The following is a 12,330-nucleotide window of genomic DNA, read 5'->3' as shown; positions in this document are numbered from 1 at the left end:
CTGGCCTTCTGTCGTGACGCTTAGAATTTTCGTGCGTCGGCTGGGGGCAGATATTCCGAGGTGAACAGATCCCCTGCCTTCGGCTTCGGATTCTTGAACTCGTAGGTCACGGCGATCTGATCGATGGCATCAGTCATGCGCTTCTCGTCGATGCCGCCGACGCCATTGGCCTTCACCCACGGGGTCACGAAGTTGTCCTTCAGCGACATCTTGAGACGGGCGAGTTCGATCTTCTCGTCGGCGGTCTCGTTGCGCTTCATCACCGACTTGATGGCCGTGTCGGGGTCCTTGATGGTGTCGATGATGCCTTTGACAGTTGCGCGCACGAAGCCAGCGACGAGTTTCGGATTGGCCTTTGCGAATTCGGGGTTCACCATGATGGCGTTGCCATAAAGCACGATGCCGTAGTCCGACATCAGCATCACCTTGATGTCCTTCTCGGCGATGCCCTTGGACATCAGGTTGAAGTAGGACGAGAACGAGAAGCCGGTGATCGCATCGACTTTGCCGTCGGCGAGCATCGGCTCGCGTACCGGGAAGCCGACATTCTCGATCTTCACCTTGCTGTCGTCGATCTTGTTTTCTTTGACGAAGGCCTTCCACTGCGCGAAGGCGCCGTCCGGCGCCGGTGCGCCGAGGATCTTGCCTTCGAGGTCCTTCGGCCCATTGATGCCGGACTTCGCGATGCTGACAATCGAGAAGGGCGGCTTGTCATAAACCATGAGGACGCCCTTGACGTCCTTGTCCGGATTCTGGTCGCGGAAGCGCGCCAGCGAATTGATGTCGAAGAAGCCGATCGGATAGGTGCCCGCCGCGACCCGCGCGATGCCGGCGACCGAGCCTGGACCGGAGTCGATGGTCACGTTGAGGCCTTCGGCCTTGTAGTAGCCCTTGTCGAGCGCAACGAAATACGGCGCGGACGGACCTTCGAATTTCCAGTCGAGCGCGAATTTGACATCGGTGTCGGCGCTCGCAGATAGCGCAGACGCCAGCAGCGCTGCACCCGCCATGACGCTCAAACCCAGCTGACGAAACATGAAAAACTCCCCCTGATCAATTATCAGGCACAGGCTAGCACAGCCCGTGCCAACCTTGGCGAGTCCCCTTTTCAACGAGAAATAGCGCCGCGGCTCCGAGGGATCGGGTTCGAGGAGGCAATATGCTTAAATCGTGAGCAAAAAAGAACACCGGCCTGCTTGCGCAGACCGGTGTCCTGATCGGCAAATCCAGATCCGTAAAACGTCAGACCTGACGTTCGACCATCTTCATCTTCAGCTCGGCGATGGCCTCGGAGGGGTTGAGACCCTTCGGGCATGCCTTGGCGCAGTTCATGATGGTGTGGCAGCGATAGAGCCGGAACGGATCCTCGAGATTGTCGAGACGCTCGCCGGTGGCCTCATCGCGGGAATCCTTGACCCAGCGGGTGGCCTGCAACAGCGCTGCGGGGCCGAGGAAGCGGTCACTGTTCCACCAGTAGCTCGGGCACGAAGTCGAGCAGCAGGCGCACAGGATGCACTCGTAGAGACCGTCGAGCTTCTCGCGGTCGGAGTGGCTCTGCTTCCATTCCTTCTGCGGGGTCGGCGTGGTGGTCTTCAGCCACGGCTCGATCGACGCATACTGGGCGTAGAAGTTGGTGAGATCCGGCACTAGGTCCTTCACGACGGGCTGATGCGGTAGCGGATTGACCTTGATGGCGCCGTCGTCGACTTCGTCCATCGCACGGGTGCAGGCCAGCGTGTTCTGGCCATCGATGTTCATGGCGCATGAGCCGCAGACGCCTTCGCGGCAAGAGCGCCGGAAGGTCAGCGTCGGATCGATGTTATTCTTGATCCAGATCAGACCATCGAGAACCATCGGACCGCAGTCGTTGGTATCGATGTGATAGGTGTCGACCGACGGGTTCTTGCCGTCATCCGGATTCCAGCGATAGACGCGGAATTCGCGCGTCTGCGTGGCACCGGCCGGCTTCGGCCATTCCTTGCCGCCGGTGATCTTGGAATTCTTCGGAAGTGCGAACTCAGCCATTCTCTCAAGCCTTCGCTGTCATCATTAGTACACGCGCGCTTTGGGCACGATGTACTGAACGTCGTTGGTCATCGTGTAGTCGTGCACCGGGCGATAATCGATGGTGGTCTTGCCGCCCCCATCGATCCACGCCAGCGTGTGCTTCATCCAGTTCTTGTCGTCGCGATCCGAGAAGTCCTCGCGCGCATGCGCGCCGCGGCTCTCGGTGCGGTTCGCAGCCGAGTCCATGGTGACGATGGCCTGAGTGATCAGGTTGTCGAATTCGAGGGTCTCGATGAGATCCGAATTCCACACCAGCGACCGGTCAGACACGGCGATATCGCCGATACCGCCATACACCTTGTGGATCAACTCCTTGCCTTCGTTAAGCACTTCACCAGTGCGGAACACGGCGCAGTTGGTCTGCATCACATGCTGCATGTTCTCGCGGATCTTCGCGGTCGAAGTGCCACCCTTCGCATAGCGGTAGTGATCGAGACGACCAAGCGCGCGGTCGGCCGAGTCCTTCGGCAGGTCGGGCTGCTTGGCATTCGGCGTCAGCTTCTCGGCGCAGCGCAGCGCGGCCGCACGGCCGAACACCACGAGATCGATCAGCGAGTTGGAGCCGAGACGGTTGGCGCCGTGCACCGACACGCAGGCAGCTTCGCCCACGGCCATCAGGCCCTGCACCACCGCATTGTCGTCGCCGTCTTTCTTGGTGACGACTTCGCCGTGATAGTTGGTCGGGATGCCGCCCATATTGTAGTGCACCGTCGGGACGATCGGGATCGGCTCCTTGGTGACATCGACGCCGGCGAAAATGCGTGCCGAGTCGGAGATGCCCGGCAGACGCTCCGCCAGCACCTTCGGATCGAGATGGTCGAGATGAAGGAAGATGTGATCCTTCTTCTTGCCGACGCCGCGACCTTCGCGAATTTCGATGGTCATCGCGCGCGAAACGACGTCGCGCGAAGCGAGATCCTTGGCGGACGGTGCGTAACGCTCCATGAAGCGCTCGCCTTCGGCATTGACGAGATAACCGCCTTCGCCGCGCGCGCCTTCGGTGACGAGACAGCCCGAACCGTAGATGCCGGTCGGATGGAACTGAACGAATTCCATATCTTGCAGTGGTAAACCAGCGCGCAGCGCCATGCCGCCGCCGTCACCGGTGCAGGTATGCGCCGAGGTGCAGGAGGCGTAAGCGCGGCCATAGCCGCCGGTGGCGAGAATGACGGTCTGCGCCTTGAAGCGATGCAGCGTGCCGTCGTCGAGCTTGAGCGCAATGACGCCGCGGCAGACATTCTGATCGTCCATGATCAGATCGATGGCGAAGTATTCGATGAAGAACTCGGCCGAGTGACGCAGGGCCTGGCCGTACATCGTGTGCAGCATGGCGTGACCGGTACGGTCGGCGGCCGCGCAGGTGCGCTGGGCTTGGCCCTTGCCGTAATCCATGGTCATGCCGCCGAACGGGCGCTGATAGATCTTGCCGTCTTCGGTGCGCGAGAACGGCACGCCCCAGTGTTCGAGCTCATAAACGGCGTCGGGCGCGTTGCGCACCATATATTCGATCGAGTCCTGATCGCCGAGCCAGTCCGACCCTTTCACGGTGTCGTACATGTGCCAGCGCCAGTTATCCTCGTGCATGTTGCCGAGTGAGGCGGAGATGCCGCCCTGGGCGGCAACCGTATGCGAGCGGGTCGGGAATACCTTGGTGATGCAGGCGGTGCGCAGGCCAGCTTCGCCGCAGCCGACGGTCGCGCGCAGGCCGGCGCCGCCGGCGCCAACGACAACGACGTCATAGGTGTGATCTTCGATGGGATAGGCGTGGCCGTTGGTGGCGGGGCCGCCAACGCCGTTCGCGCCAGTGCCGTTGACGGCCATGCGCTACACTCCGGATGAAAGTTTAAGGATGGCGTAGATCGATGCCAGCGCCACGGCGGCAGAGAAGAAATTGTTGCCGATGATCGAGATCAGCTTGATCTTCTCGTCATGGACATAGTCTTCGATCACGACCTGCATGCCGATCTTCATGTGCCAGATGCTGGCAACGATGAAGAGCAACATGACGATGGCGACAATAGGCGAACCAAGGACCTGCGCCACGCCGGCCTGATTGCTTCTGAAAACCGACATCACGATGAAGATCACAGGGATCATCAGCAGCAGCATAGCCACGGCGGTCAGGCGCTGACGCCAGAAGTCTGATGTGCCCGAATGCGAGGAGCCGAGACCACGGACGCGGCCGAGCGGCGTGCGCACCGACTTCGGAGAGTTGGAACCGCTCATCGTCCGCCTCCGATCGCGTAGGCAATGATCCAGAGCAGGATGGTGATGCCGATGCCGCCGATCAATGCCGCCCAGGTGAGCCATTCACGCTCGGAAGGCTTGAATCCGTAGCCGAGATCCCAGACCAGATGGCGGATGCCGCTCATGGCATGATGGATCAGCGCCCACGTGTAGCCGAATGCGATCAGGCGACCGATGATGCTGCCGGTGAAGGCCTGCACATGGGCATAGGCGGCTGGGCCGGACGCAGCGGCGATCAGCCACCAGACAAGAAGCAAAGTGCCGAAATACAAGGCGACGCCGGTAGCGCGATGCACGATGGACAGCGCCATCGTCAGGGTCCAGCGGTACACTTGCAGATGCGGCGAAAGGGGTCGTTCGATCCGAGCGGTCATTTAACAACTTTGACAGGTTAATGGGCAGACGGTGCCCGATTGGGGATCGCGTAGAGCAATTCTATTTACGAACTCAAAACAACCAGTGCAATCGCGAAATGACATACTCCGAACAATCGTTCAGAGCTTCAAATGAGCCTTGCATTTGCGGGTATTGACAGTTGCCGGGCTTGTTGCTGACAGCCTTGGTGAAGCGCGATTCATGAGAACTTCATGATGCGATAGCAAATGGCAATCGGGGCGGGAATGGCTGGGCTCAATGTAACCGAGATTGTCGAACTGGCGGCGCTTCTTATTGCCGTCGGCGCACTGGCCGGTTTCCTGGCAGGTGTCTTCGGGATAGGCGGGGGCGCCATCCTGGTCCCCGTATTTTACGAGTGTTTCCGCATCGCCGGAGTGCCTCTGGAAGTACGGATGCCGCTCTGTATCGGCACCTCGCTGGCCATTATCATCCCGACCTCGATCCGGTCCTTCCGTGCCCATATGGCCCGCGGCGCCGTAGATATGGAGATCCTGCGGAAGTGGTGGTGGCCGATCCTGATCGGCGTCGTCATCGGCAGCGTCACCGCCCGCTATGCGCCGGAGCGGCTGTTCAAGATCGTTTTCGTTGCCGTTGCCTGGTCCGCGGCGGCACGGCTGCTGCTCGCGCGCGACGGCTGGAAGCTCGGCGACGACTTGCCCGACGGCCCACTGATGAAGATTTACGGCTTCTTCGTCGGTCTTCTCTCCACGCTGATGGGCATTGGCGGCGGATTGTTCTCGAACCTGCTGATGACCTTTTATGGCCGGCCTATCCATCAGGCGGTGGCGACATCCTCAGCACTCGCCGTGCTGATCTCGATCCCCGGCGCCATCGGCTACATCTATGCCGGCTGGCCGGCCGCCGCGCGCTTTCCCGATGTCGCAGCGCTGCAGCTGCCGTTCGCCATCGGTTATGTCTCGCTGATCGGCGCGCTGCTGGTGATGCCGACCAGCCTGCTGGTGGCGCCGCTCGGCGTGAAGGCGGCGCATGCGATGTCGAAGCGCGCGCTGGAAATGGCGTTTGGAATTTATCTATTCATCGTCGGCAGCCGGTTTGTCATCGCTCTAATATGACCCCGTAAATCGGGGCGGCCGACGCGCAGCAGCAACCGTAATAGTATCCGGATCATAACTTGCTATGGATGCCGTCAGACCACGCGACGGAACACCGATGGCGCACTCACATCACGATCATGACGACCACAGCCACAAGCAAGGCGATCACGGCCACGCGCACGGCCCCGGCGGGCATGTGCATGCGCCCGCGAGTTTCGGCATGGCCTTCGCCATCGGCATCAGCCTCAATACCGTCTTCGTCGTCATCGAGGCGATTTACGGCTATGCCAGCGGCTCGATGGCGCTCGTGGCCGATGCCGGGCACAATCTCTCGGATGTGCTCGGGCTGATCGCGGCATGGACCGCGGCTGTGCTGTCAAAGCGCGCGCCAACGCCGCGCTTCACCTATGGTTTGCGCGGGTCCTCAATTCTCGCAGCGCTCTTCAACGCCGTGTTCCTGCTGGTTGCTGTCGGTGCCATCGCCTGGGAGGCCGTGCTAAGACTGTTCAATCCCGAACCGGTAGCCGAGATCACCGTGATGATCGTCGCGACCATCGGCATCGTCATCAACGGCGTGACCGCCTGGCTGTTTGCCTCGGGCCGCAACAGCGACCTCAACATCCGCGGCGCCTATCTGCATATGGTCGCCGACGCTGCCGTCTCGGTTGGCGTGGTCATTGCCGCGATCGTCATCATGTTCACCGGCTGGCTGTGGATCGACGCCCTGACCAGCCTCGTCATCTGTGTGCTGATCGTCTGGGGCACCTGGAGCCTCTTGCGCGACTCCACTGCGATGTCGCTCGCCGCCGTTCCGCGCGGCATCGATCCTGCTGCAGTGCGCGGCTACCTCGAACAATGCCCCGGCGTCGCGCAGGTGCACGACCTGCATATCTGGCCGATGAGCACAACCGAAGTGGCGCTGACCTGTCACATGGTGATCCCGTCAGGCGCACCCGGCGACGCCTATCTGATGGAAGTCGCCGCGCGCCTGAAGCGTGACTTCGGCATTGAGCACGCGACGATCCAGATCGAGATGGATCCGAATTCGGCCTGCGCACTCGCGCCGGAGCATGTGATCTAGGGTATGGCCACACAGCATCTCATGGTTCGAGACGGCGCTGCGCGCCTCCTCACCATGAGGGACTGTGCGGGGGCTTACTTCGCGTAGATATCCTTGTAGCTATCGCGCAGTACGTTCTTCTGCACCTTGCCCATGGTGTTGCGCGGCAGATCGTCGACGAAGATCACGCGCTTCGGCATCTTGAACTTGGCGATCTGGCCATCCAGCGCCTTGAGCACGGAGGCCTCGTCGATCGCGGTCTTCTTGTCGCTCACGACCACGGCGGTGACGCCCTCACCGAAATCTGCATGCGGCACGCCGATCACGGCGCTTTCTATCACGCCGGGCATGGCGTCGATCTCGCTTTCGATTTCCTTCGGATAGACATTGAAGCCGCCCGAGATCACCAGATCCTTGCCGCGGCCGAGAATGTGGACATAGCCCTTGGCGTCGATCTTGCCTAGGTCGCCGGTGATGAAGAACCCGTCGTCGCGGAACTCCGCCTTGGTCTTCTCCGGCATCCGCCAATAGCCCTGGAACACATTCGGCCCTTTCACCTCGATCATACCGATGGTGTCGCGCGCGAGTTCTTTGGCCGTTTCGGGATCGGTGACGCGCACGGAGACGCCGGGAAGCGGGAAGCCCACCGCGCCGGGTACCCGCTCGCCGTCATAAGGGTTCGACGTGTTCATGTTGGTTTCGGTCATACCGTAACGCTCGAGCACGGCATGACCGGTGCGCGCAAACCATTCGCGATGGGTATCGGCCAGCAGCGGTGCGGAGCCCGAAATGAACAGCCGCATGTGGCTGCAAGTCTCTTTCGTCAGGTTCGGCGACTGCAGGATACGCGTGTAGAAAGTCGGCACGCCCATCAGCACGGTGGCGCGGCCCATCAGTTTGATGATGAGTTCCGGATCGAGCTTGGGCAGGAAGATCATCGACGCGCGCGCAAACAGCGTCACATTGCTCGCCACGAACAGACCATGCGTGTGATAGATCGGCAGGGCGTGGATCAGCACATCGTCCTTGGTGAAACGCCAGTATTCAACAAGGCTCAGCGAGTTCGACGCCAGATTGTCGTGGCTCAGCATCGCGCCCTTGGAGCGGCCGGTGGTGCCCGACGTATAGAGGATCGCGGCGAGATCTTCGTTCTTGCGCTCGACGGTCTGAAAATCCGGCTTCTCTTTCGCTGCGGCATCGGTCAGCGAACCCTTGCCGTCGGCGCCCAGCGTTTCGACCTTGGCGCCGACCTTGGCCGCAATAGCGGCAAAGCCCTCGGCCTTCGAGGGATCGCACACCACCAGCGACGGCTCGGCGTCGGTAATGAAGTAATCGAGTTCGTTGAGCGTATAGGCGGTGTTGAGCGGCAGATAGACCGCGCCGGCCCGCACCGTCGCCAGATACAGCACTAGGCCCGGCACCGACTTTTCGGTCTGCGCCGCGACGCGGTCACCCGGCTTGACGCCGCGAGCCACCAGCACATTGGCCATCTGGCCCGCCAGCGCGATCAGGTCGCCATAGCTGATGTGCTTGTCCTCGGGCGTCTCGATCGCGAGACGTGAGGCATCGTCGAGTTTGTCGAATAGGCGAGAAAACAGGTTGGCGCTCATGGCAAGGTCACGCGGTGCAGGAGTGCGGGAGCGACCGGTGCGGATAGCCCGACGATCGCGTCAATTTGTCCCGTTCCTTAGCAAGAATGGCCATGTCTAGGCAACGCATCCGGCATGGGGATGGACCGCCAGATCTGGTGGATCAGCCGCCTGGAGCAGCGTCAACCCGTCGCGGTTTCCGCGCGTGATTGTATCAAACCCGATGTATCGCACTCGTCATTGATTGCCTCGCGCGAACGAAATGCACCCGCAAAAGTTTCAGCGGCGCCAAAAAATATAGCCTGAAACTGGTCCCGAGACCTCGCGTAACTCGGGCATCGACGGCGCAATCTGGCCTCCAAGGGATTGCCGCGGTTGATGCCATTCATCGCACCAGCGAGATCGCTGGTCACTCACATCACTCGGGAGACGATCCATGTCCAAGCGCATTGCACTTCTGTCGGCCGTCGCATTCAGCACCCTCGCCATCACTGGCGCCGTGCTTGCCCCCGCACAGGCCGAAGACAAGAAGATGATGAAGAGCGAAATGTCGGGCGAGAAGACGGTGATGGTCGGTGGCGCACCGATGTATCCGTCGAAGAACATCGTCGAGAACGCCGTCAACTCGAAGGATCACACCACGCTGGTCGCCGCCGTGAAGGCCGCCGGCCTGGTCGATACCCTCTCCAGCAAGGGCCCGTTCACGGTGTTCGCACCGACCAACGCCGCCTTCGGCAAGCTGCCGGCCGGTACCGTCGACACGCTGGTGAAGCCTGAGAGCAAGGCGACCCTGACCAAGATCCTGACCTATCATGTGGTCCCCGGCAAGTTGAACGCCGCCGACCTCAAGGACGGCCAGAAGCTGAAGACCGTGGAAGGCGAAGAACTGACCGTGAAGGCTTCGGGCGGCAAGGTGATGATCGTCGATGCCAAGGGCGGTTCCTCGACTGTAACCATCGCCGACGTTAACCAGTCGAACGGCGTGATTCACGTCATCGATACTGTCCTGATGCCGAAAGCCTGATCTCTGGCTTCTGCGCAACAAATTCGCGCATCCTGACTTGTCCCCACTGGATGCGCGCGCGTCCCCGGAGGATACCGAGGGGCGCAAAAGGAGCGAGCCGGGGCAACCCGGCTCGCTTTTTTGTGATCGATATGAGCCGGCCCGACCGGGGTTGTTACAGGAGCCGCCGTAACGAACGACCGGTTATGCCGTATAGCTGGTAATAACTCGCGTCACCGAGCACCAATCGAACCGCTGCTCAGCCCAGGATATGCCTATGTCGAGCATCACAGCCGCCGGCGACCGCGCCGCAACCAAGGTTACGAATACCAAAGTCATCCAGCCCGCCTGGGTGCGCGTCGTGCACTGGATCAACGCCGTCGCGATCGTGCTGATGATCATGTCGGGCTGGCAGATCTACAACGCCTCGCCGCTGTTCAATTTCACATTCTCATCATCCATTACGCTGGGTGGTTGGCTCGGCGGCGGCATCATGTGGCACCTCGCCGCCATGTGGCTGCTGGTGATCAACGGCCTCGTCTATCTCACTCTTGGCATGGTCACCGGACGCTTCCGCAAGAAGCTGCTGCCGATCTCGGCGAAGGGTGTGCTCGACGACACCAAGGCTGCGCTGACCGGCAAGCTCTCGCACGCTGACCTCTCAACCTACAATCAGGTGCAGAGGCTGCTCTATACCGGGATCATTGTGGTCGGCATTCTGATCGTGCTGTCGGGTCTCGCGATCTGGAAGCCCGTCCAGCTGCAATATCTTACTGCGCTGTTCGGCGGCTACGACACCGCCCGCTATGTGCATTTCTTCATGATGGCCGCCATTGTCGGCTTCCTCGTCATCCACGTCGCTCTGGCCCTGATCGTGCCGAAGAGTTTGCGTGCGATGATTATCGGACGCTGAGGGACACGACCATGATCAGGAAACTCCGCTCCCTCATCATTCCCGGCGTCGACAAGAATCTCCTCGTCAAGGACGCCACGAAGTTGATGCCAGACCTGTCGCGCCGCCGCTTCATCGCGTCGGGTGCAAGCTTTGGCGCACTGACGCTGCTCACCGGCTGCGATGTGAGCGACAGTCTCTCGGCCGAGAACCTCCTGACGCATATGTCGAAGTTCAACGACATGGTACAGGCCCGAATCTTCAATCCGAATACGCTGGCGCCGACCTATTCCGAGAAGGACATCAAGCGTCCATTTCCGTTCAATGCCTTCTATGCCGAGGACGACGCGCCGAATGTCGACGGCAAGGAATGGAAGCTCGAAGTCTCCGGCCTCGTCCAGGACAAGAGGTCCTGGACGCTGGATGAACTGCACAAGCTGCCGGAAGTGTCACAGATCACCCGCCATATCTGCGTGGAAGGCTGGAGCGCCATCGGCTCCTGGCAGGGCACGCCGCTGCGTGACTTCTTGAAACTGGTCGGCGCGGACACCAATGCGAGGTGGGTCCATTTCCGCTGCGCCGAGGACTATACGAGCTCACTCGATATGCCCACGGCCATGCATGCGCAAACGCAGATGACCTTCAAGTTCGACAACCAGCTTCTGCCTCGGGCCTATGGTTTCCCGATGAAGATTCGTGTGCCGACCAAACTTGGCTTCAAGAATCCGAAATACGTCGTCGCGATGGAAGTCACCAACGACTACAAAGGCGGCTATTGGGAAGATCAGGGCTATAACGATTTCAGCGGGAGCTGATCGGTTTCTGGAACATCGCCAGCACCGCACCGAACACCAGCGTCGCTGCTGAGACCACAAGAGCGGATGTGAGACTGCCGGTCGCGTCCGAAATGGCACCCACCGCGATCGGACCCAGAGTCTGGCCGATGCCGAACACGATCGTCACCGCTGCAATGGCCTTCGACCATGCCGCGCGAGGATAGTTGAAGCGCACGAAGGCCGTGGTCGCCGCAACCACCGCGAAGAATGCAACGCCGAAAATGGCGGCGGAGATGCCGAGCACCACAGGCGAATGCCCCAGCAGCGGCATCGCTGCGCCTACCGCATTGGTGCCGAGAATGATTGCCATGGCGCGGCCGCTCTGGCCACGCGCCAGCACGTTACGCCACAGCCAGGGCGACGCGAACGAACTGACGCCAATCAGGCACCAGAACGCACTCTGCGCCACGGCGCTTCCGCCACCATCACGCACATAGGCGATCATGAAGGTCATGTAGGCGATGTAGCCCGCGCCAAATAGGAAATAGGCAATGAGGTAGATCCACATCGGGCGGATCGCGAGCGGCACCTTATCGTCCGTTGACGTGTCATCGGACGCATCGACGCGCGGGCGCAACAGCGGCAGACCGATCACGACCGAGACGAGACCGAGGACCAACCACACGATCCACCAGGAGCCCGGACCAAACCCCTGCAGCACGAACGGCGCGATCAGACCGGACAGGAGGATACCCATACCTGGCCCGGCATAAAACAGACTGAGCAGATAGGACGACCGTTCGGGATAAGCGAGGCCGATGGTGGCGGCGAGCGCGCCGCCGGCGACAAAGGAAATCGCCGCGCCAAAGCCCGTGACCAGTCGCGCGATACTCAGCAATGTGAAATCAGCCGTGACGCCGCAAACGATGAGCGACACGATGCAAGCAAGCGTACCGCCCTGAATCACCGCGATCAGACCGAAGCGCCTGCCGAGCCCGGCCGCAACCAGTGCGCCGGCGAGATAGCCCGCGGCGTTGACGGTATTCATGAAGCCGGCCGCCGAATAGGACCACTGCAGGCTGTCGCGCATATCGGGCAACACCAGCGAATAGGCAAAGCGGCCGATGCCGAGCCCGATGGCCGGCGCGAGCGACAGGACGAGTATTAGCCACGCCGGGTTAGGGCGCGCCGGGGAAGGCACAGATGACGTCACGGGGATCTCCGCTGCGTCAGCAATGTCGCAGG

At 61.1% G+C, this 12,330-nt stretch carries 12 protein-coding genes; 5 read left to right on the top strand and 7 right to left on the bottom strand.

The genetic code is table 11. From position 1 onward, the window contains the following. Positions 1-20 precede the first annotated feature (20 nt). The 5 genes from HP556_RS28980 to sdhC form a co-directional block, all read right to left on the bottom strand. The gene (locus tag HP556_RS28980; protein ID WP_246297930.1) at positions 21-1,037 is read right to left on the bottom strand and encodes an ABC transporter substrate-binding protein; all 1,017 of its coding nucleotides are present in this window, start codon (positions 1,035-1,037) and stop codon (positions 21-23) included. Between the two features lie 205 nt (positions 1,038-1,242). Then, positions 1,243-2,025: a succinate dehydrogenase iron-sulfur subunit gene (locus tag HP556_RS28975; protein WP_068737894.1), complete on the bottom strand. Its 783-nt coding sequence runs from the start codon at positions 2,023-2,025 to the stop codon at positions 1,243-1,245. Between the two features lie 24 nt (positions 2,026-2,049). Next, a complete protein-coding gene (sdhA, locus tag HP556_RS28970; protein WP_089266499.1) occupies positions 2,050-3,888 on the bottom strand; it encodes a succinate dehydrogenase flavoprotein subunit in 1,839 nt (612 codons plus the stop codon). A 3-nt stretch (positions 3,889-3,891) separates the two neighbouring features. After that, the gene (gene sdhD / locus HP556_RS28965) at positions 3,892-4,293 is read right to left on the bottom strand and encodes a succinate dehydrogenase, hydrophobic membrane anchor protein (RefSeq protein WP_068737898.1); all 402 of its coding nucleotides are present in this window, start codon (positions 4,291-4,293) and stop codon (positions 3,892-3,894) included. Beyond that, entirely contained in the window at positions 4,290-4,688 is a 399-nt protein-coding gene (gene sdhC, locus HP556_RS28960; RefSeq protein ID WP_068737900.1) for a succinate dehydrogenase, cytochrome b556 subunit, read from the bottom strand. Before sdhC ends, sdhD begins: the two co-directional genes overlap by 4 nt. Positions 4,689-4,934: 246 nt before the next feature. Between sdhC and HP556_RS28955 the strand changes: the two genes are divergently transcribed. Together HP556_RS28955 and HP556_RS28950 are read left to right on the top strand one after the other, a co-directional pair. Next, the gene (locus tag HP556_RS28955) at positions 4,935-5,783 is read left to right on the top strand and encodes a sulfite exporter TauE/SafE family protein (protein WP_175369457.1); all 849 of its coding nucleotides are present in this window, start codon (positions 4,935-4,937) and stop codon (positions 5,781-5,783) included. A gap of 97 nt (positions 5,784-5,880) precedes the next feature. Beyond that, positions 5,881-6,846 (top strand): cation diffusion facilitator family transporter, encoded by a 966-nt coding sequence (locus HP556_RS28950; RefSeq protein ID WP_175369456.1) that lies wholly within the window; start codon positions 5,881-5,883, stop codon positions 6,844-6,846. A gap of 74 nt (positions 6,847-6,920) precedes the next feature. On the opposite strand, the gene HP556_RS28945 is transcribed toward HP556_RS28950, so the two are convergent. Next, the gene (locus HP556_RS28945; RefSeq protein WP_175369455.1) at positions 6,921-8,435 is read right to left on the bottom strand and encodes a malonate--CoA ligase; all 1,515 of its coding nucleotides are present in this window, start codon (positions 8,433-8,435) and stop codon (positions 6,921-6,923) included. A gap of 415 nt (positions 8,436-8,850) precedes the next feature. Here HP556_RS28945 and HP556_RS28940 point away from each other — a divergent pair, with 415 nt between their 5' ends. The 3 genes from HP556_RS28940 to HP556_RS28930 all read left to right on the top strand — a co-directional run bounded on the left by HP556_RS28940 (position 8,851) and on the right by HP556_RS28930 (position 11,124). Beyond that, positions 8,851-9,438 carry a fasciclin domain-containing protein gene (locus HP556_RS28940; RefSeq protein WP_068737906.1) on the top strand — a complete coding sequence of 196 codons (588 nt, stop codon included), beginning with the start codon at positions 8,851-8,853 and terminating at the stop codon, positions 9,436-9,438. 256 nt (positions 9,439-9,694) lie between these two features. Beyond that, positions 9,695-10,330: a cytochrome b/b6 domain-containing protein gene (locus tag HP556_RS28935; RefSeq protein ID WP_093757926.1), complete on the top strand. Its 636-nt coding sequence runs from the start codon at positions 9,695-9,697 to the stop codon at positions 10,328-10,330. A gap of 11 nt (positions 10,331-10,341) precedes the next feature. Further along, positions 10,342-11,124 carry a molybdopterin-dependent oxidoreductase gene (locus HP556_RS28930; protein ID WP_175369454.1) on the top strand — a complete coding sequence of 261 codons (783 nt, stop codon included), beginning with the start codon at positions 10,342-10,344 and terminating at the stop codon, positions 11,122-11,124. Here the strand turns inward: HP556_RS28930 and HP556_RS28925 are convergent. Then, the gene (locus HP556_RS28925) at positions 11,111-12,304 is read right to left on the bottom strand and encodes a YbfB/YjiJ family MFS transporter (protein ID WP_338117638.1); all 1,194 of its coding nucleotides are present in this window, start codon (positions 12,302-12,304) and stop codon (positions 11,111-11,113) included. The genes HP556_RS28930 and HP556_RS28925 overlap by 14 nt on opposite strands. Between the last annotated feature and the right edge of the window lie 26 nt (positions 12,305-12,330).

It is taken from the genome of Tardiphaga robiniae (genome assembly GCF_013359755.1).
GTDB classification, from domain to species: domain Bacteria; phylum Pseudomonadota; class Alphaproteobacteria; order Rhizobiales; family Xanthobacteraceae; genus Tardiphaga; species Tardiphaga robiniae.
The sequence above is the reverse complement of the archived record's forward strand: the minus strand, read 5'-3'. Positions and strand labels throughout refer to the sequence as shown.